Source organism: Nocardiopsis sp. LDBS0036 (assembly GCF_041228755.1).
In the GTDB taxonomy this organism is placed as follows: domain Bacteria; phylum Actinomycetota; class Actinomycetes; order Streptosporangiales; family Streptosporangiaceae; genus Nocardiopsis; species Nocardiopsis dassonvillei.
The window spans coordinates 2,237,599-2,263,209 of the sequence record NZ_CP141103.1; the positions used below are offsets into that span (position 1 = coordinate 2,237,599).

At 70.5% G+C, this 25,611-nt stretch carries 24 protein-coding genes and 1 tRNA gene; 9 read left to right on the forward strand and 16 right to left on the reverse strand.

The features are described from left to right. Positions 1-14: 14 nt before the first annotated feature. The 4 genes from UIS43_RS09330 to UIS43_RS09345 form a co-directional block, all read right to left on the reverse strand. Complete coding sequence (locus tag UIS43_RS09330; protein ID WP_013154154.1) at positions 15-446, reverse strand: protein-tyrosine phosphatase family protein; 432 nt, start codon at positions 444-446, stop codon at positions 15-17. Between the two features lie 6 nt (positions 447-452). Continuing rightward, entirely contained in the window at positions 453-728 is a 276-nt protein-coding gene (locus tag UIS43_RS09335; RefSeq protein ID WP_013154155.1) for an Lrp/AsnC family transcriptional regulator, read from the reverse strand. A 76-nt stretch (positions 729-804) separates the two neighbouring features. Further along, entirely contained in the window at positions 805-1,569 is a 765-nt protein-coding gene (locus UIS43_RS09340; protein ID WP_013154156.1) for a rhomboid family intramembrane serine protease, read from the reverse strand. Beyond that, on the reverse strand, positions 1,547-3,334 hold the full coding sequence (locus UIS43_RS09345; RefSeq protein ID WP_071622460.1) for a DEDD exonuclease domain-containing protein: 1,788 nt from the start codon (positions 3,332-3,334) through the stop codon (positions 1,547-1,549). Before UIS43_RS09345 ends, UIS43_RS09340 begins: the two co-directional genes overlap by 23 nt. A gap of 131 nt (positions 3,335-3,465) precedes the next feature. On the opposite strand from UIS43_RS09345, the gene UIS43_RS09350 reads away from it, so the two are divergent. The 5 genes from UIS43_RS09350 (at position 3,466) to UIS43_RS09370 (ending at position 9,268) form a co-directional block, all read left to right on the forward strand. Continuing rightward, positions 3,466-3,747, forward strand: coding sequence for a hypothetical protein (locus UIS43_RS09350; RefSeq protein WP_013154158.1), 282 nt, complete (start codon positions 3,466-3,468; stop codon positions 3,745-3,747). After that, a complete protein-coding gene (locus UIS43_RS09355; protein ID WP_013154159.1) occupies positions 3,744-5,159 on the forward strand; it encodes an NYN domain-containing protein in 1,416 nt (471 codons plus the stop codon). Before UIS43_RS09350 ends, UIS43_RS09355 begins: the two co-directional genes overlap by 4 nt. 367 nt (positions 5,160-5,526) lie before the next feature. Then, positions 5,527-6,531, forward strand: a complete 1,005-nt coding sequence (locus UIS43_RS09360) for an NlpC/P60 family protein (RefSeq protein ID WP_013154160.1) — start codon at positions 5,527-5,529, stop codon at positions 6,529-6,531. Between the two features lie 400 nt (positions 6,532-6,931). Then, positions 6,932-7,981: a C40 family peptidase gene (locus UIS43_RS09365; protein WP_013154161.1), complete on the forward strand. Its 1,050-nt coding sequence runs from the start codon at positions 6,932-6,934 to the stop codon at positions 7,979-7,981. A 132-nt stretch (positions 7,982-8,113) separates the two neighbouring features. After that, the gene (locus tag UIS43_RS09370; RefSeq protein ID WP_358455080.1) at positions 8,114-9,268 is read left to right on the forward strand and encodes a glycosyltransferase family 4 protein; all 1,155 of its coding nucleotides are present in this window, start codon (positions 8,114-8,116) and stop codon (positions 9,266-9,268) included. Here UIS43_RS09370 and UIS43_RS09375 read toward each other — a convergent pair. From UIS43_RS09375 to coxB, 4 genes are all read right to left on the reverse strand, one after another. Beyond that, positions 9,265-10,563 (reverse strand): Ig-like domain-containing protein, encoded by a 1,299-nt coding sequence (locus UIS43_RS09375; RefSeq protein ID WP_071622461.1) that lies wholly within the window; start codon positions 10,561-10,563, stop codon positions 9,265-9,267. The genes UIS43_RS09370 and UIS43_RS09375 overlap by 4 nt on opposite strands. Before the next feature lie 290 nt (positions 10,564-10,853). Beyond that, entirely contained in the window at positions 10,854-11,279 is a 426-nt protein-coding gene (locus tag UIS43_RS09380; RefSeq protein WP_370012968.1) for a cytochrome c oxidase subunit 4, read from the reverse strand. Positions 11,280-11,285: 6 nt separating this feature from the next. Continuing rightward, positions 11,286-12,899, reverse strand: coding sequence for a cytochrome c oxidase subunit I (gene ctaD, locus UIS43_RS09385; protein WP_370012970.1), 1,614 nt, complete (start codon positions 12,897-12,899; stop codon positions 11,286-11,288). Positions 12,900-12,958: 59 nt separating this feature from the next. After that, positions 12,959-13,855 carry a cytochrome c oxidase subunit II gene (gene coxB / locus UIS43_RS09390; RefSeq protein ID WP_041552799.1) on the reverse strand — a complete coding sequence of 299 codons (897 nt, stop codon included), beginning with the start codon at positions 13,853-13,855 and terminating at the stop codon, positions 12,959-12,961. Between the two features lie 537 nt (positions 13,856-14,392). On the opposite strand from coxB, the gene UIS43_RS09395 reads away from it, so the two are divergent. Then, positions 14,393-14,641 carry a sulfurtransferase TusA family protein gene (locus UIS43_RS09395; RefSeq protein ID WP_013154167.1) on the forward strand — a complete coding sequence of 83 codons (249 nt, stop codon included), beginning with the start codon at positions 14,393-14,395 and terminating at the stop codon, positions 14,639-14,641. Between the two features lie 275 nt (positions 14,642-14,916). Here the strand turns inward: UIS43_RS09395 and rpsD are convergent, their stop codons facing one another. The 8 genes from rpsD to UIS43_RS09435 all read right to left on the reverse strand — a co-directional run bounded on the left by rpsD (position 14,917) and on the right by UIS43_RS09435 (position 23,174). Beyond that, positions 14,917-15,528, reverse strand: coding sequence for a 30S ribosomal protein S4 (gene rpsD, locus UIS43_RS09400; protein WP_013154168.1), 612 nt, complete (start codon positions 15,526-15,528; stop codon positions 14,917-14,919). Positions 15,529-15,860: 332 nt separating this feature from the next. Beyond that, the gene (locus UIS43_RS09405; RefSeq protein ID WP_013154169.1) at positions 15,861-16,832 is read right to left on the reverse strand and encodes a carbohydrate kinase family protein; all 972 of its coding nucleotides are present in this window, start codon (positions 16,830-16,832) and stop codon (positions 15,861-15,863) included. A 351-nt stretch (positions 16,833-17,183) separates the two neighbouring features. Continuing rightward, on the reverse strand, positions 17,184-17,531 hold the full coding sequence (locus tag UIS43_RS09410) for an iron-sulfur cluster assembly accessory protein (RefSeq protein WP_013154170.1): 348 nt from the start codon (positions 17,529-17,531) through the stop codon (positions 17,184-17,186). Positions 17,532-17,915: 384 nt separating this feature from the next. Next, the gene (locus UIS43_RS09415; protein WP_013154171.1) at positions 17,916-18,785 is read right to left on the reverse strand and encodes an ABC transporter ATP-binding protein; all 870 of its coding nucleotides are present in this window, start codon (positions 18,783-18,785) and stop codon (positions 17,916-17,918) included. Then, the gene (locus tag UIS43_RS09420) at positions 18,778-19,662 is read right to left on the reverse strand and encodes an ABC transporter ATP-binding protein (protein WP_071622464.1); all 885 of its coding nucleotides are present in this window, start codon (positions 19,660-19,662) and stop codon (positions 18,778-18,780) included. The genes UIS43_RS09415 and UIS43_RS09420 overlap by 8 nt, the downstream gene beginning before the upstream one ends. Further along, entirely contained in the window at positions 19,652-20,641 is a 990-nt protein-coding gene (locus UIS43_RS09425; RefSeq protein ID WP_013154172.1) for a branched-chain amino acid ABC transporter permease, read from the reverse strand. The genes UIS43_RS09420 and UIS43_RS09425 overlap by 11 nt, the downstream gene beginning before the upstream one ends. An 11-nt stretch (positions 20,642-20,652) precedes the next feature. Next, positions 20,653-22,209 (reverse strand): branched-chain amino acid ABC transporter permease, encoded by a 1,557-nt coding sequence (locus UIS43_RS09430; RefSeq protein WP_071622465.1) that lies wholly within the window; start codon positions 22,207-22,209, stop codon positions 20,653-20,655. Positions 22,210-22,607: 398 nt separating this feature from the next. Next, positions 22,608-23,174 (reverse strand): ANTAR domain-containing response regulator, encoded by a 567-nt coding sequence (locus UIS43_RS09435; protein WP_370013240.1) that lies wholly within the window; start codon positions 23,172-23,174, stop codon positions 22,608-22,610. Between the two features lie 162 nt (positions 23,175-23,336). On the opposite strand from UIS43_RS09435, the gene UIS43_RS09440 reads away from it, so the two are divergent. The 3 genes from UIS43_RS09440 to UIS43_RS09450 all read left to right on the forward strand — a co-directional run bounded on the left by UIS43_RS09440 (position 23,337) and on the right by UIS43_RS09450 (position 25,518). Further along, a tRNA-Leu gene (locus tag UIS43_RS09440) sits at positions 23,337-23,411 on the forward strand. A 110-nt stretch (positions 23,412-23,521) separates the two neighbouring features. After that, positions 23,522-24,319, forward strand: coding sequence for a transcriptional regulator (locus UIS43_RS09445; protein WP_370012971.1), 798 nt, complete (start codon positions 23,522-23,524; stop codon positions 24,317-24,319). Positions 24,320-24,528: 209 nt separating this feature from the next. Beyond that, on the forward strand, positions 24,529-25,518 hold the full coding sequence (locus UIS43_RS09450; protein WP_013154176.1) for a DUF1266 domain-containing protein: 990 nt from the start codon (positions 24,529-24,531) through the stop codon (positions 25,516-25,518). The last annotated feature ends 93 nt before the right edge of the window (positions 25,519-25,611 follow it).

A 25,611-nucleotide genomic window follows, 5' to 3' on the forward strand; every position in this document is an offset into this window, starting at 1 on the left:
GCCCGCGGCGGGTCTCAGGCCTCGAAGCGGGCCACGAAGCGGCGCTGCCAGGGGGTCTCCACCGCGCGCGGCAGGTAGTGCGCGCGGACGTAGGCGACCGCCTCGCGCGCGGGGACCCCGTCCAGCACCGCCAGGCACGCCAGCGCCGTGCCGGTGCGCCCCTGGCCGCCGCCGCAGGCGACCTCGACGCGTTCGGCCCCGGCGCGCTCCCACGCCTCGCGCAGCGCCGCGCCCACGGCCGCGGGGTCGGAGGGCAGACCGAAGTCCCGCCACCGCAGCCAGCGCCCCTCCCAGGGCACGGGCGCCGGTTCGCGGCCCAGCAGGTACAGCCCGAGGTCGGGCGGGGGTCCGGGCGGCAGCGGGCGCCTCAGGCCCCGGCCGCGCACCAGCCTGCCCGAGGGCAGGGCGAGGACCCCCGCCTCCCGCGCACTCCAGGTACCGGCCACGACCGGCTACCAGCCCAGGGCGAAGGCCGACTCCAGGTCGTGCCTGGAGTACGCCTGGAAGGAGATGTGGGTGTCGGAGGAGAGCACGCCGGGCACCTTGTTCACCCGGCCGGGGATCACCTCGGCCAGGTCCTCGTGCTTGCGCACCCGCACCATGGCGATGAGGTCGACGCCGCCGGTGACCGAGTAGACCTCGCTCACCCCGTCGATCTCCGCGATCGCCCCGGCGACCTCGGGGATGCGGTGGACGTCGGCCTTGATCATGACGATCGCGGTGATCACTGTGCCTCCAGGGCGGTTCCTCGGAAAATGTCGGGACGGGCGCGTCGGCCGCGCCGGGGCGCACCAGGGCGTGTGCCTAGTAGACGTCGGACAGCCGCGTCCCGGAGCGCCACCGCAGCCGGTAGACCACCAGTCCCACGACCACCCCCGCGACGAACCCGTACACGTGCGCCGCGTAGGCGACGCCGCCTCCGGCGCCGGGGGCGCTCGGTGTGGTGACGTAGAGAAGATACTGAAGAGCGAAGTAGCTGCCCACCACGGCCCACCCGGGCAGGCGCATCGGGATCACCCCGAACACCAGCGTGGTCACCCGGCTGCGGAACTGCACGACCAGGTAGGCGCCCAGCACGCCCGAGATGGCCCCGGACGCGCCCACCATCGGCATGGCCGCGTCGACGTCGGTCAGCGCGAAGCCGTAGGCTGCGGCGACCCCGGTGGCCAGGTACAGCCCCGTGAAGCGCAGCTTGCCGATCCGGTCCTCCACCACGGGCCCGAACACGAACAGGTACACCAGGTTGCCGATCAGGTGCCCGGGCCCGCTGTGCAGGAACATCGAGCTGAACACCGAGAACCACACCGGCTTGCCGTCGAGCTGCCCGCACTCGGGGACCGCGTGCGGGACCAGGTCGGTCCGGCCCGTGATCTCGGCGGGCACCGCCCCCCAGTACATGAAGTAGTCCTGGATCGCGCAGAAGCGCTCGAACATGTCCGCCGGGTACCACACCGCGGTCAGCGCCTGCGGCGACACCAAATAGACGAGGACGTTGACCGCGACCAGCGTGTACGAGACGACGGGGACGCGGCGGACGGGGTAGTCGTCATTGAGCGGAAGCGCGGCCATGGGCCCAGTGTGTCATCCCGGTGTGCGCCTCGGCGCTGCGCAACGGGCATGTCCACTCCCCGTCGATCTCGACCAGCCGCGTGGCGGGGTCGGCGAGCCAGTCCAGGACCAGCTCGGTCTCCCCCGGGAGCGCGCCGGGGCTGGGCCCGTACCCGGCGGGCACGTACTCGGCGGTGGCCACGAGGGAGGCCAGGAACGCGGCCGGGTCGGTGCCCGGGCGCAGCACGGCGCTGGCGGCCAGGCGGCCGTGGCGGACCACGCAGGTCTCCCAGCCCGCGGCGGTGCGGCGGGAGGCGACCAGGTGCGCGACCGCGGCGATGGCCGACAGGCGCTGGGCCCGCCTGGCGCCGCGCAGGAACGCGGTGAGCCGGTCGCGCAGGTGCGCGGCCTCCTCGTAGCGCAGGTCCGCGGCGAGTTCGCCTATGCGCGCGGTGTGCGCGTCCACCACGGCGGCGGGGTCCCCGGTCATCGCGACGCGCGCGGCCTCGGCGTGCACGGCGTACTCGGCCTCGCTCTCGCTGCCGTCGCAGGGCGCGCCGCAGCGGCCCAGCTGTGCCACCACGCACGGGCCCGTCCACCGCGCGCCCGAGGTGACCACCTGCGGGGCGACGCGGGTCCCGCCTCCGCTTCCCCCCGCGACCGCCTTCGGGGGCCGGAAGGTGTGCGCGCACTGGCGCAGCGGGAAGACGTGGAGCAGGGCCTCCCTGGCCCGCTCGGCCTCGCGAGGCGAGGCGTAGGGCCCGATGTGGGCCGCCCCGTCGCCGCTGACCGCGCGCACCACCGACAGGCGCGGGAAGGCGTCGGCGGTGAGCCGGACCCACGAGGCGCGCTCGGGGTTGCGCGAACGCCGGTTGTAGGGCGGTTTGCGTTCGGCGATGATGCGCAGCTCGCGGACGGAGGCCTCCAGCTCGCTGGAGCACACGATGGGGGTCACGCCCGCCACCAGGCCCGCCATCTCACGGATGCGCTGGCGGCTCTCGGCCGCGGTGAAGTAGGTGCGCACCCGGCGGCGCAGGTTCTTGCTCTTGCCGACGTAGAGGCTCTCCCCGCGGGCGTCGGTGAACACGTACACGCCCGGCTCCTCCGGCAGGTCCTCGGCCAGGTGGCGCCTGCTGCGCTGGGCCTTGGTGGGCGGCTTGGTGACCGCGCGCAGCTCCTCCACGCTGGACACGCCCATGGGGCGCAGGCGCTCCACGAGCCCGTGCAGGACGCCCACGGTGGCGCGGGCGTCCTCCAGGGCGCGGTGGTTGGGCGCGACCGGGACCCCGAAGTAGGCCGCCAGTGTGGCCAGCCGGTGGTTGCGCGTCTCGCCGCGCGCGAGCACGGCGCGGGCCAGGCGCAGCGTGTCCACGACCGGGTAGCCGGGCCAGTCCGTGCCGTGGCGCTCGCACGCGGCCTTGAGGAAGCCGGTGTCGAAGGGCGCGTTGTGGGCCACGAGCACGGTGTCGGGCTCGGCGTCCAGGAAGGCCAGCAGCCGGGGCAGGACCTCCTCCATCGGCGGGGCCGAGGCCACCATCGACTGGGTGATCCCCGTCAGGAGGGTGATGTTGGCCGGTATGGGGGTACCGGGATTGACCAGGGTGGCGAACTCGCCGACGACCTCGCCGCCGCGCACCCTGACCGCGCCGACCTCCGTGATCCGGGAGCCGCTCGCGCTGGTGCCGGTGGTCTCCAGGTCCAGCACCACGAAGGACGCCGCGGCCAACGGCGTACCGAGGTCGCTGATGCTGGTCTGGACGCCGGCGGGCGCCGCTTGTCGTACCACCCGGCCAGGGTAGTCGGCCGTGCGGACAACCTGGCGGAATACGGTCTGACCTGCCCGACATGCAAAGATGTGGGTCATCGGGGCGGCGGCGGGGCCGCCGCCCCTCCAGAGCACCAGACGAGGGAGGAACCGTGGGGATCGCGATGCCGGGTGACAGTGAGCGGTGGCGGTGCACCGGATGCGGCAATCTCACGCGGTTCGACGTGACCCGGACCGTGCGCTCCCAGGACTACGTCCACCTGGACCTGGCCGGTGAGGGCGGGGTCGAGGAGCGCACCGTGCTCTCCGAGACCATCGAGCGGGTGCGGTGCCGCTGGTGCGGCGCCACCGACAGCGTCGAGATCATCGCCCGCCCCGACGCCGACCGGTCGGTCCCCGGTTCCTCGGCGGAGAGCCCGACGGGTCGGGCATGAGCGCCCGCCCCGGTGCGGGCGGCGACTCCGACGGCGGCGATCCGCTCGACGGCGGCGTCCACCCGGCGGAGGACGGCGGCCACGGCGCCGGCGATGACGGCGGTGACGGCGGCGAACGGCTGGCCCGGCCGCTGCCCGAGCAGGTGCGCGCCCGGGTCGTCGAGTACGGCTCGGACGTGCTCGGCGGCATGCGCGCGAGCGACCTGCCCCCGCTGCTGCGCAGGGTCGCCAGGTTCGAGCCGCGCCGCAGGGCCCGGCTCGCCGGACCGCAGATCGCCGCCCAGCTGGAGAACGACGAAACCTTCCGCGGCATGGTCGCGGCCCGCGTCGACCAGGTGTGGCCCGAGCTGGCCGAGGGCCTGCGCTCGGGCGTGGTGCCCCCCGCGGCCGACCCCGTGGCCGTGGCCGCCTGCGCCTACCTGCTGCGGCCCCCGGGGTGGCCCGGCATCGTCGAGGACGTCCACCGGGAGCTGGAGCGCCAGACCAGCGTCAAGGAGGCGGACCAGGCCGCGGAGGCCCTGGACGCCGCCCGCCGCCAACTGGACGAGACCCGGCACGACCACCAGGAGGAGCTGGAGCGGCTGCGGTCCCAGATCAAGGCCCAGCGCACCGAGATCGCCGAGCTGCGCCGCAAGGTGCACACCGAGCGGCAGCGGGCCAAGGAGGCCACCGAGCGGGCCTCGCGTGCGCTGACCGAGACGGCCGGACGCGAGTCGGAGTCCGCCGCGCGGGTCGGCGCGCTGGAGTCGCAGAACCGGCGGCTGAGATCGAGGCTGGCCACGGCCGAGGCCCAGCTGGACAACGCCCGGCGGGCGGTGCGCGCCGGACGCAACGCCGACGAGGCGCGGCTGCGCGTGCTGCTGGACGTACTGGTGGAGGCCTCCCACGGCCTGCGCCGCGAACTGGCGCTGCCCACCGTCCTGGACAGCCCCGCCGACCTGGTGGCCGAGACCGAGCAGCAGCGGCGGGTGTCCCTGGGCGGGCTGCCCGACGACGACCCCGGCCTTCTGGAGCACCTGCTCACCGCGCCCCGGGTGCACCTGCTGGTGGACGGCTACAACGTCACCAAGACCGGCTACGGGACCCTCCCCCTGGCCGACCAGCGCACCCGGCTGATGAACTCCCTGGAGGGGCTGGCCAGCCGGACCAAGGCCGAGATCACGTGCGTGTTCGACGGCGCGGACGTGGACACCCCGCCGGTGATGGCGGCGGCGCGCCGGGTGCGGCTGCTGTTCAGCGCGCCCGGGGAGACCGCGGACGAGCTGATCGTGCGGCTGGTGCGCGCCGAACCCCCGGGGCGACCGATCGCGGTGGTCACCTCCGACCGCGAGATCGTGACGGCGGTGCGCCGCGCCGGGGCGCGCGCGGTGCCCTCGACGATCTTCCTGCGCCGCCTGGAGGCGCACGGCTGACGGGGCCGGACGCCCGCCGCGGGGGCGGGCGCGGCCCGGCCCGGGCGTCACGGGGACACACCCACCCCAGCCGTTACCCATTCGTTATCCCATTGGACCCGCGGCTCACTCCCAGGAACGACGCGCCCGCCGCGGACCGCGGCGCGCACTGTGAACACCGGCACGTACGGGGCCCCGTGGTTGAGCTGTGCAGAGCGGTCCGCTAGGTTCTTCCCGGAACGTGAGTGCTCCACCGGACAGCAAGGCCGCGTCTGAGCCCGCCGGTCGGGACCCGCACACTCACCCGCCCGCGCCCCGCGCGGGCCCCGTCCCTGTTCTCCCCGCACCCCTATGCGGACTTGCCCGACCCCAAGGAGCGTGGACCGCCATGAAGAACCCCGGTGGACGACGTACGGCTCGCCGATTCGCCGCCACGACCGGAATCAGCGCGGTCGTCGCGGGCACCATGCTCGTCCCGGGCACCGCCTACGCGGAGCCGACCCAGGACGAGGTCGAAGACAAGATCGAGGAGCTGCGCGAGGAGGTCTCCACCGCGGTCGAGGAGTACAACCAGGCCAAGGAGGACCACGACGTCGCCGAGACCCTCTACGAGGACCTCGACGAGCAGGTCGGCGACGAGGAGGAGCGCTACGAGGAGCTGCGCGGCAAGGTGCAGGAGCTCGCCAGCGCCACCTACCAGTCCGGCGACCTGGACTCCATGGCCAACATCCTCTCCTCCGAGGGCCCCGAGAGCCTGCTGGAGCAGAACGCCGACCTGAACTACCTGTCGGAGGCCCAGAAGGCCCAGCTCGACGAGTTCGGCGCCTCCCACGAGCGGCTGTTCGCCCTCAAGGACGAGGCCGAGGAGGCCCTGGAGGAGGCCGAGACCGCGCTGGAGGAGGCCGAGGAGGCCAAGACCAGCGTCGAGGAGAAGCTGGAGGAGCAGGAGACGCTCCTGGCCCAGTTCCCCGACTCCGACCCGGCCGCCGAGGGCGCCGACAGCAGCGGCGGCCAGTCCTACACCGGCTCCGCCTCGGGCAGCGCGGGCGCGGCCCTGGACTTCGCCTACTCCAAGGTCGGGCTGCCCTACGTCTGGGGCGGCACCGGCCCCAACGGCTACGACTGCTCCGGCCTGGTCCAGGCCGCCTGGCGCGCGGGCGGCGTCGACCTGCCCCGCACCACCTACGCCCAGGCCGAGGTGGGCCAGCGCATCTACGACATGAACGCCCTCCAGCCCGGCGACATCATGTTCTTCTTCGGCGGCCTGACCCACGACGGGCTCTACGCCGGCAACGGCCAGATGGTGCACGCGCCCAGCAGCGGCCGCAACATCGAGGTCGTCGGCCTGGCCGCGTACTGGGCGAGCGAGTTCCAGTTCGCCGTCCGCCCGTAGGCAGTCCTCCTTCGGACCTCCGCTTCGCCGTGGTCCGTGTCCGGGCGTCCGGAGCACGGGAACCATCCCCGGAGCACGCAGGGCCGTCACCCGCCGGGTGACGGCCCTGCACCGTTTAACGGACAACAGCCCGGTTTTCGGACACGCAGCACCAACCGGTGGAACATCACGAAAAGGTTGAGAGCGACCCGGCGGATGCACTAGTGTTCATCGCCGAGCGCGGTTGCCACCTCATTCACCGCCCCCTGGCGGTGACGGCCGCGCCCCGGTCGGGCCGACCCCACCCCGCGGGTCACGGCCTCCCGCACCCTCCGGCCCCGCCCGGAAGGCCCCCAGCCCCGCCCGGCGCATCCCCCGACCCTTCCCCACGGCATTGGGACAAGGGGAGAAAGGTCTACACGTGTTGGCATCCCGTCGCGTCCGCAGGCGCCGCACCGCGGCCCTCTCCTCCCTGACCGCAGCCGCCCTGCTGCTGCCCACCGCGGTGGCCCACGCCGATCCGACGGCCGAGGAGGTCCGCGAGGAGATCGAGGCCCTCGAAGAGGAGTACATCGAGCTCAACGCGGCCTACAACGAGGCCAAGGAGACGCACGAGGCCGCCCAGGAGGAGCTGGAGGGCATCCTGGAGGAGATCGAGGCCGCCGAGGAGAAGGTCGCCGAACTCGGCCTGGGCGCCCGCCGGCTCGCCAGCTCCACCTACACCGGCGTCGACTTCACCTCCTTCCACCACCTGCTCAGCTCCACCGGCCCCGAGGACGCCCTGGCCCACCAGGCCGACCTGGACTACCTGTCGACCCAGAACGACGGCAACCTCGCGCAGTACGTCACCGAGCTGGAGAACCTGGAGGTCCTGGAGGCCGAGGCCAGCGCGACCGAGGAGGAGGCCGCCGAGGCCCTCAAGGAGGCCGAGGAGGCCACCGAGGCCGCCGAGGAGGCCATCGAGGAGCAGGAGGGGCTCCTCTCGGAGCTGACCGCCGAGGAGCAGGCGGCGGCCACCCAGAACGTCGGCCAGACCGGCGGCGGGAGCAGCGGAGGCGGAGGAGGCGGTGGGGGCGGAGGAGGCGGCAGCTACACCGGCCCCGCCACGGGCAGCGCCGCCACGGCACTGAACTTCGCCTACGCCCAGGTCGGCAAGCCCTACGTCTGGGGCGGCACCGGCCCCGGCGGCTACGACTGCTCCGGCCTGACCCAGGCCGCCTGGGCCGCCGCCGGCGTCAGCCTGCCCCGCACCACCTACCAGCAGGTCAACGCGGGCCAGCGGGTCTCCTGGGAGAACAAGCAGCCCGGCGACCTGCTCTTCTTCTACCCCGGCGGCAGCGGCCCCGAGCACGTGGGCCTGTACGCGGGCGACAACGTCATGGTGCACGCCTCCACCTCGGCCCGCCCCATCGGCACGGTCACCCTGAACGACTACTACCGCGCCAACTTCGTCACCGCCGTCCGCCCCTGACCGGCGCACGGCTCCCGGTGCCCCGCGACGCACGGCGTCGCGGGGCACCACCGTCTCCGGGCCCGCCGCGCACCGGGGCCGGACCCGCGTGGAACACCCCCCGCCGCCCCCGCCGCGCCTAGACTCGCCCCTGTGCCGCGAACTCTGATCATCACCAACGACTTCCCGCCCAAGGCCGGTGGCATCGAGGCCTTCGTCCACGAGATGGCCCTGCGCCGCCCCCGCGGATCGGTCGTGGTCTACTGCTCCTCCCCCGCCCGGGCCGACGCCGCCGCCGACCCGCACTTCGACCTGCGCCAGCCCTTCCCCGTCGTGCGCGACGCCGCACGCGTCCTGCTGCCCACGCCCCGGGTGGCGCGGCGGGCACGCGCCATCGCCGACCTGGAGGGCTGCGACACCGTGCTCTACGGCGCCGCCGCCCCGCTGGGACTGCTCGCCGCCGGGCTGGGCGAGGGCACCCCCGTCAAGCGCCAGGTGGCCATCAGCCACGGCCACGAGACCTGGTGGGCCACCATGCCCGGATCCCGCGAGGCGCTGCGCCGCATCGGCGACACCACCGACACCGTCACCTACCTGGGCGAGTACACCCGGCGTCACCTGGCCCGGGCCCTGTCCCCCGACGCGGCCGCCCGCATGCGCCGGCTCACGCCCGGCGTGGACACCGGGGCCTTCCGGCCCGGCACCGGCGGCGAGGAGGTCCGCGCGCGCCTGGGCCTGGGCGACCGCCCCGTGGTGCTGTGCGTGTCCCGGCTCGTACCGCGCAAGGGGCAGGACACCCTGATCCGCGCCTGGCCCCGCGTCCTGGCCGACGTGCCCGACGCGGTCCTGCTCGTCGTCGGCGACGGCCCCCACCGCCGGAGCCTGCTCTCGGCCGCGCGCGGAATGGACTCGGTGGTCTTCACCGGCTCGGTCCCCCACCGGGACCTGCCGCCCTACTACGACGCCGCCGACGTGTTCGCCATGCCCTGCCGCAGCCGCAAGGGCGGCCTGGAGGCCGAGGGGCTGGGCATCGTCTACCTGGAGGCCTCGGCCTGCGGCCTGCCCGTGGTCGCGGGCGACTCCGGGGGCGCACCCGCCACGGTCCGGGACGGCGAGACCGGCCTGGTCGTGGACGGATCCCTGCCCGGCCCCTCCGCGCGCGCCCTCATCGCCCTACTGAAGGACCCCGAGCGCGCCGCCCAGATGGGCGCACGCGGCCGCGCGTGGGTGAGCCGTGAGTGGACCTGGGAACACACCGCCAGGCGCCTGGACGCCCTCCTGGAGGGCTCCCCGGACCTGCCCGCCTAGTTCCCCTCGCCGTGCACGGAACCGGGGGTGCCCGACCCGTCGGTCACCTGCGGCTCACCGGTGGCGCTGTGGGACAGCCACTCGTCCCAGGACCGCTGCCAAAAACCCCAGCCGTTGTCCCACTCCAGCTCCCGGTCGGTCCCGGTGGTCTCCAGGACGTCGCCCATCAGGGAGTTCTCGTAGAACCAGCGGGCGTCCTCCACCGACATGTTCGTGCAGCCGTTGGAGGTGTTGGCCGACCCGATCCGGTCGTTCCAGGGGGCGGCGTGGGTGAACTCGCCGCTGTTGGAGGTGCGCACCGCCCAGTCCACGTCCAGCTTGTAGTAGTCCGGCGAGTCCTCGGGGATGCCCAGGGTGGCCGCGTCCATGACCAGGGACTCGTACTTCTCCATGGTCAGGTGCGTCCCCGAGGTGGTGGTGTTGAAGCGCTTGGAGGCCTCGCCGTTGCTCACGGGGATGGTGCGCGCGGGCTCGCCGTCGATCTCCACCAGCATCTCGTGGTCGGGCACGTGCATGGTCGAGACCATCTCGCGGCCGACCTCGAACTCCAGGCGGTGGTTCTCGATCCCGTAGACGCCCTCGGAGGCCTCCACCCCCGACAGGCGCATGTCCACGCTGACCTGCTGGTGGGGCTCCCAGTACTCGCGGGGGCGAAACACCGCGGTCTTGTCGCCGACCCAGTTCCAGGCGCCCTCCACCTCCTGCTCGGAGGTCACCTCCATGGAGTTCTCCACCTGGGCCTTGTTGGTCACCGGCAGGTCGAAGTTGACGATGACCGGCATGCCCACGCCGACGGTGTCGCCGGAGGTGGGGAAGTTCGAGGCCAGTTCGAGGCGCTGACCGGGTACGGCCTCCTTCGTGGAGAACTCCACGACCGTCTCGGAGGCCTCACCGGCGTCGTCCTCGGCGGTGGCGCGGACGGTGACCGCCGAGCCCGGGTCCAGGTTCCAGTCGCTCACCCACCGGGTGCCGTCCTCGCTCAGGGTGCCGGTGAACTCCCACCGCTCGGCGTCCCCGGCCGCCCCGGCGTCCCCGCCCTCCTCCGCGGAGGGGGCCTGCTCGACGCGGACGTCGGTGAGCGAGCCCTCCTCCACCGACACCCGCACCGGGGTGTCGGGGGCGACGGAGGAGGCCCCCTCCTCGGGGGTGACGCTGATCCGCGGCCCGGTCTGGGCCTCCTCGCTGGGAGCCGCCGCGGGCTCCTGCCGGGCGGGGCCGGTACAGGCCGTCGCGGCGAGCGCGACCGCGACGGCGGCCGCCGCCGGACCGCGGGGTGTGCGGACTCGTCCCTTCACGCCAAGGACCTCCAGCGTCCGTTGCGACGGGACCTCGGCGCGCGGGGCGCACCCGTGTCCGCGGTGCCCTGTCAGGTCAAGTGCAGGAAAACCCTACCCCGGTGTGAAGTCATGACACGGGCCCCGGGCCGGAGTGCGCGAAGTCATGGCACGGCCCCGGGCGGCAGCGCCGACGGCCACGTCACACGGGGTTCGCGTTCCGGGCCGTGGCGACGAAGACGGCCGGACGCGTCCAGGGGACGCGTCCGGCCGTCGGGCGGGGGCCGCCGCACGGCGCGGCGGCCGTCCCCCTAGTGCTGGAACTCGTTGCGGTAGTACTCGAAGATCCAACCGATGGCGGTGAGGATGATGGCGAAGGCGCCGATGAACACCATCCACCAGCCGATCGCCACGCCCACCGCGGTGAACGCCACGGCCAGCGCCACCCACAGCGGCCACGCGCTGTGCGGGCTGAAGAAGCCGTACTCGCCGGAGTTCTCGGAGATCTCCCCGTCCAGCCGCTCCTCCGCGGGAAGCCCGTGGAAGTGCTCGCTGCGACGGGCCGCCTGCCAGAGCCAGAAGCCGATCATCCAACCGAAGCCGATGGAGACCACCAGGGCGGTGGTGCCCGTCCACTCGATCGTGCCGGTGTCCTGCCAGGACCAGTACACGTACAGGGCGGCGACCAGACCGAAGAAGGTCGAGACGCCCATGAACAGATAGGCCTGCGTCTTCATTGCGCCCTACTCCTTCGTGGCGCCCACCGGGACGGCGCCCGGGGCGGCGGCGTGCGGGTGGTTCAGGTCGAACGCGGGACGCTCGGAGCGGATCCGCGGCAGCGACGTGAAGTTGTGCCGCGGCGGCGGGCAGGACGTGGCCCACTCCAGCGAGCAGCCGTAACCCCACGGGTCGTCCACGGTGACCAGCGGCGCCTTCTTGGAGGTGATGTACATGTTCCAGAAGAAGATCAGCGTCGAGGCCGCCAGCACGAACGAGGAGACCGAGGAGATCTGGTTGAGCTCGGTGAAGCCGTCACTGGGCAGGTAGTCGGCGTAGCGGCGCGGGAAGCCGGCGGCGCCCAGCCAGTGCTGCACCAGGAACGTGCCGTGGAAGCCCAGGAACAGCAGCCAGAAGTGGAACTTGCCCAGCTTCTCGTTGAGCATCTTGCCGGTGAACTTGGGCCACCAGAAGTAGAAGCCCGCGAACATCGCGAACACCACGGTGCCGAACACCACGTAGTGGAAGTGGGCCACCACGAAGTAGGAGTCGGTGACGTGGAAGTCGATCGGCGGGGAGGCCAGCAGCACACCGGTCAGACCACCGAACAGGAAGGTCACCAGGAAGCCGATGACGAACAGCATCGGCGTCTCGAAGGTGATCTGGCCCCGCCACATGGTGCCGATCCAGTTGAAGAACTTCACGCCGGTCGGGACCGCGATGAGGAAGCTCATGAACGAGAAGAACGGCAGCAGGACCGCGCCGGTCGGGAACATGTGGTGGGCCCACACGGTGACCGACAGGCCGGTGATGGCGATGGTCGCCGCGACCAGGCTCTTGTAGCCGAAGATCGGCTTGCGGCTGAACACCGGGATGATCTCGGTCACGATGCCGAAGAACGGCAGCGCGATGATGTACACCTCGGGGTGGCCGAAGAACCAGAACAGGTGCTGCCACAGGATGGCCCCGCCGTGCTCGGCGTTGAACACCTGGGTGCCGACCATGCGGTCCGCGCCCAGCGCGATCAGGGCCGCGGTCAGGACCGGGAACGCGATGAGCACCAGCACGCTGGTGAGCAGGGTGTTCCAGGTGAAGATCGGCATGCGGAACATCGTCATGCCGGGCGCGCGCATGCACAGGCCGGTCGTGATGAAGTTGACCGCGCCCAGGATGGTGCCCAGACCCGAGACCACCAGGCCCAGGATCCACAGGTCACCGCCCAGACCCGGCGAACGCACCGCGTCCGACAGCGGCGTGTAGGCGAACCAGCCGAAGCTGGCCGCGCCGCCCGGGGTCAGGAACCCGCTGATGGCGATGAGGCTGCCGAACAGGAACAGGTAGTAGCTGAACAGGTTCATCCTCGGGAACGCCACGTCGGGCGAACCGATCTGCAGCGGCATGATCACGTTCGAGAACCCGACGAACAGCGGGGTCGCGAACATCAGCAGCATGATCGTGCCGTGCATGGTGAACAGCTGGTTGAACTGCTCGTTGGACATGGCCTGCATGCCCGGGAAGAACAGCTCGATGCGCATGAGCACCGCGAGCAGACCACCGAAGAGGAAGAACACGAAGGAGGTGATCAGGTACATGTACCCGATGACCTTGTGGTCGGTGGAGGTCATCCATTTGACGATCATCGACCCCTTGCGCGACGGTGCCTGACCGCCCGCGAGAGTGGGGCTTGACGTGGTGGTGCTCATGACTGCTCATTCTCCTCGGCGTCGGACGCGCCGGAACCGGTGTCCTGCTCGTCGGTACCGGAGCCCTCGGCCTCGGAACCGCCGCTGCCGGTGCCCTCCTCGTCGGTGCCGGCGCCCTCGGCGCCCGCACCCTCGGCACCGGAGCCCTCACCGGAGTCCGGCGTGTCGCCGGTGTCGGCGGCCTCCAGCTCGGCCTCCTCGGCGGCCTGCTGCTGCTCGGCGGCCCAGGCGTCGTACTCGTCCTGGGGCAGGACCTGGACGTTGAAGAGCATGCGGGCGTGGTCCACACCGCACAGCTCGGCGCAGCGGCCGACGTACTCGCCCGCGGTGCCCTCGTTGATGTCGGCCTGGAAGGCGTTGTCCCGACCGGGGATGACGTCCATCTTGAAACCGAACTCGGGGATCCAGAACGAGTGGATGACGTCCGGCGAGTGCAGGTCGAAGTGGACGGTCGCGCCCTCGGGCAGCACCAGGGTCGTCTGGGTGGAGGGGTCGGCGGTGCCGTCCGGGTTGGGGATACCCGTCTCGGAGAAGAGCACCTCCCCGCCGTTCTCCTTCTTGTCGTCGAGGTAGTTGAACTGCCAGGCCCATTGGAAGGCCACGACCTCGATGTTGACGTCCGCCGGCTCGTCGGTGTCGAGCAGGATCGCCTGGTCCCGGGCGGTGAAGAAGAACAGCACCGAGATGATGACGATCGGCAGCACGGTGTAGAGCGCTTCGATGGGCATGTTGTACCGCACCTGCGGCGGCAACTGCTCAGAGCGCTTGCGGTGGAAGATGACCGACCAGACGATCAGCCCCCACACGAGAATGCCGACCGCGAAAGCCGCCACCCAGGAGCCCTGCCAGAGCGAGAGAACACGCTCGGCCTGGTTGGTGATCGGCTCCGGCATGCCCAAACGAGTGAGATCGTTCGACGCGCAGCCGGTCGCGGCCAGCCCCAGCACGGCGAGCGCGGCGCCGCGTGGTGCCCATCGGCGCAGGTTGCGGCGCCGATTCTCTTGGCGGGTCGGACTCACGGATTGCCTTCCCAGCGGTGTAGCCCGTGGAACCTCCACGGGCGGCCTAAGTATCCAAAGCTTTTCAGGGGGAAACATTATCGCGAACCGCCCAGCGCCCAGTTCAGGGGCTTGCCTGGTCAGCGTGTTGCCGACCTCCCTGAGCGGAGCTGGCGGCGGTACGTGGAGCCGGGCCCGTTCGCCCGCGGAGGATGACCCTCCCGGCTGGCTACGGAGCGCGGCCCGGCGTTCCCCCGGGCCCTCCTCCCCGATCGCGCCCCTTCCGCCTCTCGGGGGCGGCGTGGACGTTTCACGGGGGAGAGAACAAGGTGAGCGTATCGCTGGATTTACGACGCCCTTAACCGGGTTCGCCTTAGGGACGGGACCAGGTCAGGATGGTCATCACCAGACGACGACACACGGGGGTTTTCCGTGCCCGAGTACCCGCCCCGGCCTCCCCTGGTCACCGTGGAGGCGGTGGGCCGCAAGTGCCCCATCCCGATCATCATGCTCGCCGCCAGGCTGCACGAGGTGCCCATAGGCGCGGTCATCGCGGTCACCGCGGACGACCCCGCCGCCAGCGCGGACATCCCCGCCTGGTGCCGGATGAAGATGCACGAGTTCGTCGCGGAGCAGCCCCTGGCGCAGGGCAGCGCCTTCCACATCCGGCGCATGTACTGACCCGGCCCCGGCGGCCGTCCCACGCCCGGGGGCAGGGCGGGGACCCGGCCTGGGCAGGGAGTTAAGAGGAGGGCCGAAAACCCGCGCCACACGGCCCGGGAGTTCCGGTTCCGGTGCGATAACGATTCGCACCCCGCCGAATCCTCGGCGTGGCGTGCTCCACACCACCCCGGACACGGCGAGGCCGCGCGGACCGAGTCCGCGCGGCCTGACCTGCTGCTCCGCATCGGCCGCCCCCGGGGAGGAAGCGGCCGCGCACACGCCGAGGCGGGTGGCTAGCGGGCGTAGAACTCCACGACCAGCTGCTCGTCGAAGGGCACCGGGATCTGCTCGCGCTTGGGGCGGTCGACGACCGCGACGCGCAGGTCCTTGTGGCTCACGGCGAGGAATCCGGCGATCTTGTCGTCGGCGTGGACGCCCTCGGCGGCCTCGACGAACGGCACCATGTTGCGGGACTTCTCCCGAACACTGATGATCTGACCCGGCTTGACCTGGTACGACGGGATGTCGACCTTCTTGCCGTCCACGGTGATGTGACCGTGGTTGACGAACTGACGCGCGGCGTAGATCGAGGCGGCCAGACCGGCGCGCAGCACGACCGTGGCCAGACGCAGCTCCAGCTCGGCGAGCATCTCCTCACCGGTGCGCCCCGTGCGCTTCTTCGCGCTCTCGTAGACGCGCAGCATCTGCTTCTCGGTCAGGTCGTAGTACCAGCGCACCTTCTGCTTCTCCGCCTGGCGGACCGCGTAGTCGCTGCTGTTGCGGCGGACGCGGCGGCCGTGCTCACCGGGCGGGTAGGGACGCTTCTCGAAGTAGCTGACCGCCTTACGGGTCAGCGGGGTGCCGGCGCGCCGGGACAACCGCACCTTCGGTCCGGTGTAGCGCATGCAATGTCCTTTCCGGATGAATCCGGGGAATCCCAGGTAAGGCTGGCCTAGATCTGGGAGGCGCTCAGCGCGCCCGAGCCCGCGCGGGCGCGCCGGAGCGCGCACAGCGGGACAGGTTCCCCACCGTCGCGGCGACCCGGCGCGGACGGCTTGGGCTGGGTAACCGGCACGCGTTTCAGCGCACCGGCGGGCACGGGGCTCCCCGTGCGGGACACCGGCTCCCAGGGAGCGGCGGCCGTGCGGGGCGCGGCCCGGTCCGGCAGGCGGACACGGGTCGTGCGGGTCGCGACTACCCACTCTACGGGTTCGCGGACACCACCCCGACCCGTCGACTACACGAACGGCGCGACCTCGGCCGAGACCCCGGCGCCGTAGGACTCCTCCAGACGCGCCAGGAGCGAGGCCCCGGTCAGGGTGTACTCCTGCGGCCCGTCCGCCTCCAGGCAGTGCACCGCGGTCGCGTTGCCCACCTGCGCGGCCCGCTCCAGCGACAGCCCCCACGAGTGCGCGGCCAGGAAACCCGCGCGGAACGCGTCCCCCATACCCGTGGGGTCCACCAGATCCCGCACCGCCGCGGCCGGAACGTGCACGCTCGGCTCGCCCGCCCGGTCGATACGCGCCCCCTTGGCGCCCAGGGTGGTGACACGGGTGCCCACCCGCTCCAGGACGTCGGCGTCGGACCAGCCCGTCTTCTGCTCGGCCAGCGCCTTCTCGTACTCGTTGGTGAACAGGAAGGCCGCGCCCTCGATCAGGCCCCGCACCTCGGGCCCCTCCATGCGCGCCAGCTGCTGGGAGGGGTCGGCGGCGAAGGCGATACCGCGGGTGCGGCACTCCTCGCTGTGACGCACCATCGCGGCCGGGTCGTCCGCCCCGATCAGCACCAGGTCCAGTCCGCCCAGGCGGTCCGCGATCGGCTGGAGCTCGATGTTGCGGGCCTCGGCCATGGCCCCGGCGTAGAAGGACGCGATCTGGTTCTGGTCCCGGTCCGTGGTGCAGATGAACCGGGCGGTGTGGCGCAGCTCGGAGATGTAGACCGCGGAGGTGTCCACACCGTGGCGGTCCAGCCAGGCGCGGTAGTCCTCGAAGTCGGCCCCGGCCGCACCCACCAGCACCGGGTTGAGGCCGAACCCGCCCATGCCGAAGCAGATGTTGGCCGCGACACCGCCGCGCCGCACGTCCAGCTCGTCGATCAGGAAGGACAGCGACAACTGCTGGATCTGGTCGGGGATGATCTGTTCCGCGAAGCGACCCTCGAAGGACATCAGATGGTCGGTGGCGATGGATCCGGCAACCGCGATACGCACGGGACGAAGGCTCCTTGGTCGGGAGGTGTCGGTCTGCTGACCGGACGGGGCTGCGGGCATGGGAGAGGACGTGCCCGGTTCGGACTGCCCCAGGTTAGTGCAGTGCGCCCGCGGCGTAGAGGACACCCGCTCGCTCCCGCCCCCGCCCCGCACACGGAGAACCCCGCACACGGCAAAAGGGGGGAGGGCGGCACGAACCGCCCTCCCCCCGGAAAACCCTGTCACCGCCGACCGGAACCCTGGGGCCCGGCCCGCCCGACGACCGCCCCCGGAACGCCTCACGCCCCGGACCGCGACCACCGGACGGCTTCGGGCCCACCGACCCCGGAGCCCCCGGCGGGACGACGCCCCCTAGTTGAAGGAGTCACCGCAGGCGCAGGAACCGGTGGCGTTGGGGTTGTCGATGGTGAAACCCTGCTTCTCGATGGTGTCGACGAAGTCGATCGTGGCACCGATCAGGTAGGGGGAGCTCATCCGGTCGGTGACCACCTCCACACCGCCGAAGTCGCTGACCACGTCGCCGTCGAGCTCGCGCTCGTCGAAGTAGAGCTGGTAACGCAGCCCCGAGCAACCACCGGGCTGAACGGCCACGCGAAGACGCAGGTCGTCCCGCCCCTCCTGCTCAAGGAGCGCCCTGACCTTGCTGGACGCCTCGTCGGTGAGGATGATGCCCTCGGTGGTCTCGCTCTGAACCGTCATGCTGGAAAGCTCCTCTGGAAAGGGGTAGCGGCTGGCCGGCGACCCCCTTGGTCGCGTCTGGACCGGCCCGCCGCGGCGGGTCCCGTCCTCTTCAACGGTTCTCAACGCCCGGCACCGGCACCGCATTCCTCGCGCACCGGCCCGCACGGGCGTCACAGCGCCGCTGTGTTCTCCCCCGCCCCCGACCCGCACTGCGGACGGGGCCGCGGACGGGCACGGACGTGCCCGTCCTCCCAGGGTAATTTGTCCCGCCCCGGGACGCCATCTCCCCGCCGGGCCTGTGCACGAAGCCACCCGGCCACCGCGACACGCACCGCCGCCCCCGCCGCACACGACAGGGAGGGGCGGAGCCCGCCACGGGCCCCGCCCCTCCCCCACGGCGACTCAGCCCTTGGCCAGCGTCCCCAGGTACAGCTCGATCACGTTGGGATCGTTCAACAGGTCCGCACCCGTACCGGTGTAGGCGTTGCGCCCCTGGTCCAACACGTAGCCGCGGTCACAGATCTGCAGGCAGCGACGCGCGTTCTGCTCCACCATGATCACCGACACACCCGTCCGGTTGACCTCCTTGACCCGCTGGAAGACCTCCTCCTGGTAGATCGGCGACAGACCCGCGGTCGGCTCGTCCAACAACAGCACCGACGGCTCCATCATCAGCGCACGCCCCATGGCCACCATCTGGCGCTCACCACCCGACAAGGACCCCGCCTTGGCCTTGCGCCGATCCGCCAGCAGCGGGAACAGCTCCGCCACCGCCGCGAACCGCTTCGTGAACGTCCGCGGCCGCAGGAACGCCCCCATCTGGAGGTTCTCCTCGATGGTCAGCGACGGGAACACGTTCTGCGTCTGCGGAACGTAACCCACCCCCCGCTCCACCAGACTGTGCGCCGGCAGACCCGCGATGTCGGACCCCCGCAGCGTCAGAGCGCCCTCACGCACCGGGATCAACCCGAACACCGTCTTGATCAGCGTGGACTTACCCGCCCCGTTCGGGCCGATGATCGCCACGACCTCGCCCTCGGACAGCGTCAGGGTGCACCCGTTGAGGATGTTCACCCCCGGCACGTACCCCGCCACCAGCTCCCTGGCCAACAACAGGTAGTCCTCCGGACCACCCACCGGCGCCGCCTCACCGGCCTGCTCCAGCACCTCCTCACGGTGCTCCTGCGCCACGGCGGCCTCCACGGCCTCCACCGGGACCTCGTCCGAGACCTTCGCCACCTTCTCCGGACTCGGCTGCGCGCTCTCAGTCATCACCACTCCCCGGGGCCTCGGCCGTCTCCTCCTGGGCACCCAGGTAGGCGTCGATCACCTGCTGGTTGGACCGGATGTCCGAAGGACGGCCCTCCGCGATCACCTGGCCCTGGGCGAGCACCACGATCCAGTCGCTGATACCCATGATCACGTCCATGTCGTGCTCCACGAAGAGCACCGTCTTGCCCTCGTCGCGCAACGACGTGATGTGCCCCAGCAACGACTGCACCAGCGCCGGGTTCACCCCCGCCATCGGCTCGTCCAGCATGATCATGGTCGGATCGGTCATCAGCGAACGCGCCATCTCCAACAGCTTGCGCTGACCGCCCGAGAGCGAACCCGCCATGTCGTCGCGCTTGTCGATGAGCTTGAACCGCTCCAACAGATCCAGCGCGCGACGCGTGTTCTCCCTCTCCTGCCTCCGCCACACAGGCCGCAGGAACGCACCCGCCATCCGCTCACCGAACTGGCCCGGCGCGCCCAACAGCATGTTGTCCAACACCGTCATCCGGGTCAGCGCCTTGGTCAGCTGGAAGGTCCGCACCATCCCCGCACGCGCCACCTGGTGACCGCGCCTGCCGTTGATCGGCTTGCCCTGGAAGGTCCAACGCCCCCCGTCCACCCGGTCGAAACCGGTCAACAGGTTGAACAGCGTCGACTTACCCGCACCGTTCGGACCGATCAACGCCGTGATCGTCCCCCGCTGCACCTCCAGGTGACCCACGTCCACCGCGGTCAGACCGCCGAAGGAACGGCGCACACCGTCCGCCACCAGGATCGGATCCGGCTTCGCCGAACCCGGCACGGGCTCCGCACCGGCCACACGGTCGACTCCGACCCCGGACCCGACGCCGCCGCCCACCTTGTCACTTGACATTGATCAGCATCTCCTTGCGGTCGCCGATGAGACCCTGCGGCCGGAAGACGATCAGCAACACCAGCAACAGACCCACGAAGGCCAGCTGGATCGCACCGTAGTCCGGACCGTCCAGGAACGGCAGCCACCCCATCGAGCCGAAACCCTGGAGCACACCGTCGGTGAAGTTCATCAGGAACCAGAACACCATCGCGCCCAGCACCGGACCGAACACCCGACCGGCACCGCCCAACAGCAGGATCACCCACAGGAAGAACGTCACCTGCGGCTTGAACTGGTCCGGCTGGATCGACGCCTGGTACACGGCCAGCATGCACCCCGCCAGGGCACCCACCAGACCGCCCAGCACCAGCGCCTGCATCTTGTACGCGAACACGTTCTTGCCCAGACTGCGGACCGCGTCCTCGTCCTCCCGGATGCCCTTGATGACACGCCCCCACGGACTGTGCATCAGCACCCACGTCAACCCGGCCATCAACAGCACCAGGCCCCACGTCACCACCAGAACCCACAGGTGGTTGCCGTTGTAGGACAACGCCCCGAAACCGTAACGCTCACCCCCGTCGAACGGGTTGATCGCACGGAAGTCCGACGCCAGGTTCTGCAACCCGTACACACCACCGGTCAGCGGCTCGGCGAAACCCGCCCGGTACACCAGACGGATCACCTCCGCCGCCGCGATCGTCGTGATCGACAGGTAGTCCGCACGCAACCGCAGCGTCGGAATGCCCAACAACAGGGCCATCACGAACGCGCACAACAGACCGACACCGAAACCCACCACCAACGGCAGGTCGAACACCGCCACACTGATGCCCACGCCGTAGGCGCCCACCAGCATGAAACCCACCTGGCCGAAGTTCAACAGCCCGGTGTAACCGAAGTGGAGGTTGAGGCCGATCGCCGCGAGCGCGTAGATCGCCGCGATCGGGCCGAGCGCCGACCGGGTGGACTCGGCGAGGATCGAAAGGATATCCATCGTCTTCTCTCCTAGCCGACCCGCTCACGCCGACCGAGCAGACCCTGGGGCCTGACCAGCAGCATGAGGATCATCAGCGCCAGAGCCCATGCCTGCATGAGCTGGGACGGGAACCACAGGGTGGACAACATCGCCACCAGGCCGACCGCCAGGCCGCCGACCATCGCACCGTAGGCCGTGCCGAGACCGCCGAGGATCACCGCGGCGAACATCATCAGCAGCAGACGGAAGCCCATCTCGTACTCCACCACCTGGTTGAGCCCGTAGAGCACACCGCCCAGAGCGGCCAGACCGCCACCGAGCCCCCACACGTACAGCGTGACCCGGTCCACGTCGATACCCGACGACTCCGCCAGGTCCCGGTTGTCCGACACCGCGCGCATCGCCTTGCCGATCCGGGTGAACTGCAACAGGCAGGCCACCCCCACCAGCACCACGACCGCCACCGCCATGACCACCAGGTCGCGCGGCGGCATCGACACCGGTCCCAGACGCACCATCTCCTGGAGCTGGAAACCCGCGTAACGCTCCCGGCCCGCCCCGAAGAGCACCAGGATCACGTGCCGCACCACCAGCGCCAGACCGATCGAGACGATGAACATCTGGATCATCGCCACGTTGCGGTGCCGCAGCGGACGCCAGATGTAGCGCTCCATCGACCCGCCCAGCACCGCGCCCATCAGCACCGCGACCACCGCGGCCAACCACAGCGGCACGCTCCAACCGACCGCGTCCCCCATCACGCCCAGGACCGTCGCCAGCGCGATACCCGCGAGGATCGACGACCACTGCGCGACGACCAGCGCCGTCCGCGACAGCCTGGCCTCCAGGAAGGCGCCGATCAGGACCGCCGCGCCCAACCCCAGGAAGAGCGCCAGCAGCGCGTTGCCCATACCCGCGGCACCCGTGCTGAAGAGCAGCGCGATCATCGCACCGAAGGTCACCAGGTCACCGTGGGCGAAGTTGATCAGCTTCGTCGTACCGAAGATCAACGAGAGCCCGATCGCCGAAACCGCGATGACCAGGCCGAACAGCAGACCCGCCGCGGTGAGCTGGAGCACCCGGTCCCCGAAGGAGCCACCGGCGCCGGTGTTGGGCGCCAACGACTCCTCATCGGCCGCCTCCCCGCCGGAGGAGTCCTCCGTCTCCTCCTGCGAGGGCGAGGCCGACTCCTCCTCGGCCGCGCCCGCCGCCTCCAGGGCGACGATCAACGGCCGCCGGTCGTCCGCCTCGACCTCCACCTCGGTCTCACCGTCGACGAAGAGGGCCTCGATCACCGCGAACTCCCCGGGGACGGACTCCTGGTCCACCACCACGCGGTAGGTGCCCGGTCCGGGCAGGCCCACTTCCCACATTCCTTCAGAGTCGGTCTCCGCCGCCCCGACCTCGTCCTCGCCGTCGTAGACCGTGATCATGATGCCTTCGACACCCTGGTCCCGGTTCTCCGGATGGAGGATCTGACCGTGCAGCGCTTCACCGCCCTGTTCGTCTGCCGTCGCCGCTGGCCCCGGGATCACCAGGATGGCGGTGATCAGGGCGAGCAACACGGTCACAAGACGTGTGCGCACGCGCGCTCCTTGCGCATCTGAGGGTGGCGGTGGCGAATGCGCGCACGCGCCACCGCTGTCCTTTGCTGTTCGGTGCGGTGAGTTTAGCCCGATTTAGGCAAGTTGTTCAGATGCGCTAATGCCACGTGACCCAACCGTCACCCCATCGTGCGCAAACGAGACCAAACCGGTACACCTGGCACATTGACCCTGAACATCTGTCTTGTTTCCATCGCGTTAAGCGCCTCAAATGCACACTTTCTCCGCACCCGGCGTACCGGAGTGATCACAGGGGCCGGGAAGAGAGGGCCGCGCGGGGACGACGAAGGGGGCCGCACCCGGTCGGGTGCGGCCCCCTTCGTCCAGACCGGTTCAGTCCGGCTGGCGCGGGCGCGTAAGCGCGGCTTACGGATGGCGGCTCACTGCTTGCCGCCAAGGGTCTCCACGACCGTCTCGGCGACCCTGCGCATGGTCAGCCGCCGGTCCATCGAGTTCTTCTGGATCCAGCGGAACGCCTCGGGCTCGCTCATCCCGTGGCGGCTCTGGAGCAGACCCTTGGCCTGTTCGACCAGCTTGCGGGTCTCCAGCCGCTCCTGGAGGTTGGAGACCTCCGACTCCAGCGCGGACAGCTCCGCGTAGCGCGAGGTGGCCATCTCGATGGCAGGCACGAGGTCGGCCTTGTTGAACGGCTTGACCAGGTAGGCCATGGCCCCGGCCTCGCGCGCCCGCTCGACCAGCTCCCTCTGGGAGAAGGCGGTCAGGATCACCACCGGGGCGATGCGCTCGGCGGCGATGCGCTCGGCGGCCGAGAGGCCGTCGAGCACGGGCATCTTGATGTCGGTGATCACCAGGTCGGGCTTGAGCTCCTGGGCAAGGCGGATCACGGTCTCACCGTCACCGGCCTCCCCCACGACGGCGTAGCCGTCCTCCTCAAGCATCTCCTTGAGGTCCAGGCGGATCAGGGCCTCGTCTTCCGCGATCACCACACGGCTCTGCGTCCTCGTCACGTACACGAGGTTACCGAGATCAGCTAGGATGCTGGACGTCGGGACGGGCATGCGCGTCAATCGTGATACCACTGTTGACGGAGCAACCCCGACCGAACAGGTAGATGGACACCAGCCAGGATGTCCGTTTCACCCAAAAAAGCCCCGGTAGTCCAATTGGCAGCAGACAATGGTCTCAAACACCATACAGTGTGGGTTCGAGTCCCACCCGGGGTACAAAGTGACAGAGCCGCCCCAACCGGGCGGCTTTTTTCATTTCAGACATATCAACCCACGGTAGTCGCACCATCGACGGATTGTCACAGGCGTGGGCAAGCATGCATGTCATGTACTCATGCGACATCGTTGATGAAATACTCGCCGAAACCTTCCGCCTCAAGGCCCTGGGTCTGACCGACAAAGCCATCGCGGCACAGTGCGGCGTCTCCGTGCAGGCGATCAGGCACTGGCGCTACGGCAGCCGAAGGGCTTCTCATACAGAGGAAGACCGCACCGCTTACTGCCCGGTTTGCGGTACCGGTGCGCCAGAACCGAAGGCCTACGCCTATCTCCTCGGGCTGTACCTGGGTGACGGCTACATCGGCGGCATACGGAACGGTGTCGACTACCTGTCGATCGTCTGTTGCGATGCATGGCCCGGTCTCATGAGGGAGTGTGCCGCAGCCATACCCAAGGTCTTCCCTGTCGGTGTCTTCCACGTCCAGCGCCAGGGATGCACCGAGGTCAAGGCCACATCGAAGCACTGGCGGTGCATCTTCCCCCAACATGGCAAGGGGTTGAAGCACTCTCGGAAGATAGCCCTGAAATCCTGGCAGTCGGAGATCGTTGACGAGCACCCTCAAGAGTTCATACGAGGGCTGTTCCACTCGGACGGCTGCCGTGTCTCCAACCGGGTGCGCAAGCGGGTCAAGGACCAGTGGAAGTACTACGAGTACCCGCGCTACTTCTTCTGCAACACCTCGCAGGACATCGTCGACCTCCTGACCCACTCTCTCGATCTCCTGGAGATCGCTTGGAGGAGCCGCGTGGCGCCGAAGCCTCCGCACAAGGACGCCATCATCGTCTCCATCGCGCAGAAGGAGGCCGTGGCGCGCATGGACGCCTTCGTCGGGCCCAAGTACTGAGGGACCGGACAGACGTGCCAGAACCTGCGTAACTACCCAGCCGGTACCGCCCCAAATAGGCCCTTTGTCACTTTATGCCGGGGCAACCTGGCGGAACCGGTCACATCACGGCCACAACCTGAGTACAACCCGTGAGTTCGGTCGCCTCCGCGGGCGCGCGTCCTTGATCCTGGAGTTCCAGAAGCGATTTCTCAGGAGAGGAGCAGCGGGTGCTGACCGCGGTGGCCGGGATCGTCGGCGCACTGGTTATCGGCGCCTGGGTGGTGGTGGCGTGGGGTTCCCAGCGCCGCCAGCCGTGGCTGCTGACCCCCGTCGCGCTGCTCATCGTCCTTCTCGTGGCCGTCGGCCAGCCGGGCTGGGCCTTCGTGCCCGTCGTGGCGCTGGTCACCGGTTCCTTCGCCGAGCTGGTGGTGGGCTCGCGTGAGTCCCCCACCCTGCGCACCAAGGACCCCGACGCGCCGTTGAGCACGGAGCGCTGGGCGGCGGCCGTGGCGGCGCCGTTCCGGGTGGCGCTGGCCGAGCCCTGGGACGTGGTGGCCCGGCCGTCGCTGCGCCGTCCCTACCAGCGGATGCTGGAGCGCCAGTGGGGGGTGACCGACCGCGAGTCGCTGCTGGAGGCGGTGGACGCCCTGTTGGAGGAGCTGCGCACGGGTCCGAAGCTGGACCTGGTGGTGGATCTGAGCGCGGGGGTGGCCAGGTCGCGTCTGCCGCGTGAGCGGGGCGGGCAGGTGACGGGCGCGCACGTGCGGCTGAGTGGGGAGCAGGTGGCGCGGTTGCGCGCGGTCACGGGGGTGGCCGAGGCGGACGAGACGGTGCTCATCGGCGCCTACCAGTGGTGGAAGTCGGTGCACGTGATCCGGTTGGTGTGCGGGGGCGCGTCGTTGGACTGGTTGAGTCCGGTGGAGACGCAGACGCTGTTGCGTCGGGTGGCCTCGGATCTTCAGCGGCGGTACGCGTCGTGGCAGCAGTTGTCGATGGCCTTCCACGCGGGTTACCTGTTGTGGCCGGAGAAGGGTGTGGAGGGCGACCACGGCGGGACGGACCGGGTGTGGGCGGCGCTGGGTCTATTGACGGAGGACGAGCGCAGTCCGTGGAACCTGTTGCCGTGGGACATGCCGTTGGAGCGTGTGCTGCCCGAGGGGGGCGCGGCGGCGGGGTCGGAGCCGCGGGGGGACGTGCGCGGGGAGTCGGCGGCCTGAGGGCGGCGCGGCGGCGGGGCCGCACCTGGTCCTGACCCGGTGGGCGGCGCGGCTCATACGCCGTGTCCTCCGGGCCGGACCTGATGCGGCACG

Excerpts from the sequence above, each read along its gene's own strand:
- UIS43_RS09340 (WP_013154156.1), bottom strand. The coding sequence starts at position 1,569 with ATGGCCGCGCTTCCGCTCAATGACGACTACCCCGTCCGCCGCGTCCCC.
- UIS43_RS09355 (WP_013154159.1), top strand. The coding sequence starts at position 3,744 with ATGAGCGCCCGCCCCGGTGCGGGCGGCGACTCCGACGGCGGCGATCCG.
- UIS43_RS09360 (WP_013154160.1), top strand. The coding sequence starts at position 5,527 with ATGAAGAACCCCGGTGGACGACGTACGGCTCGCCGATTCGCCGCCACG.
- UIS43_RS09380 (WP_370012968.1), bottom strand. The coding sequence starts at position 11,279 with ATGAAGACGCAGGCCTATCTGTTCATGGGCGTCTCGACCTTCTTCGGT.
- ctaD (WP_370012970.1), bottom strand. The coding sequence starts at position 12,899 with ATGATCGTCAAATGGATGACCTCCACCGACCACAAGGTCATCGGGTAC.
- coxB (WP_041552799.1), bottom strand. The coding sequence starts at position 13,855 with ATGCCGGAGCCGATCACCAACCAGGCCGAGCGTGTTCTCTCGCTCTGG.
- rpsD (WP_013154168.1), bottom strand. The coding sequence starts at position 15,528 with ATGCGCTACACCGGACCGAAGGTGCGGTTGTCCCGGCGCGCCGGCACC.
- UIS43_RS09410 (WP_013154170.1), bottom strand. The coding sequence starts at position 17,531 with ATGACGGTTCAGAGCGAGACCACCGAGGGCATCATCCTCACCGACGAG.
- UIS43_RS09415 (WP_013154171.1), bottom strand. The coding sequence starts at position 18,785 with ATGACTGAGAGCGCGCAGCCGAGTCCGGAGAAGGTGGCGAAGGTCTCG.
- UIS43_RS09420 (WP_071622464.1), bottom strand. The coding sequence starts at position 19,662 with ATGTCAAGTGACAAGGTGGGCGGCGGCGTCGGGTCCGGGGTCGGAGTC.
- UIS43_RS09425 (WP_013154172.1), bottom strand. The coding sequence starts at position 20,641 with ATGGATATCCTTTCGATCCTCGCCGAGTCCACCCGGTCGGCGCTCGGC.
- UIS43_RS09445 (WP_370012971.1), top strand. The coding sequence starts at position 23,522 with ATGTACTCATGCGACATCGTTGATGAAATACTCGCCGAAACCTTCCGC.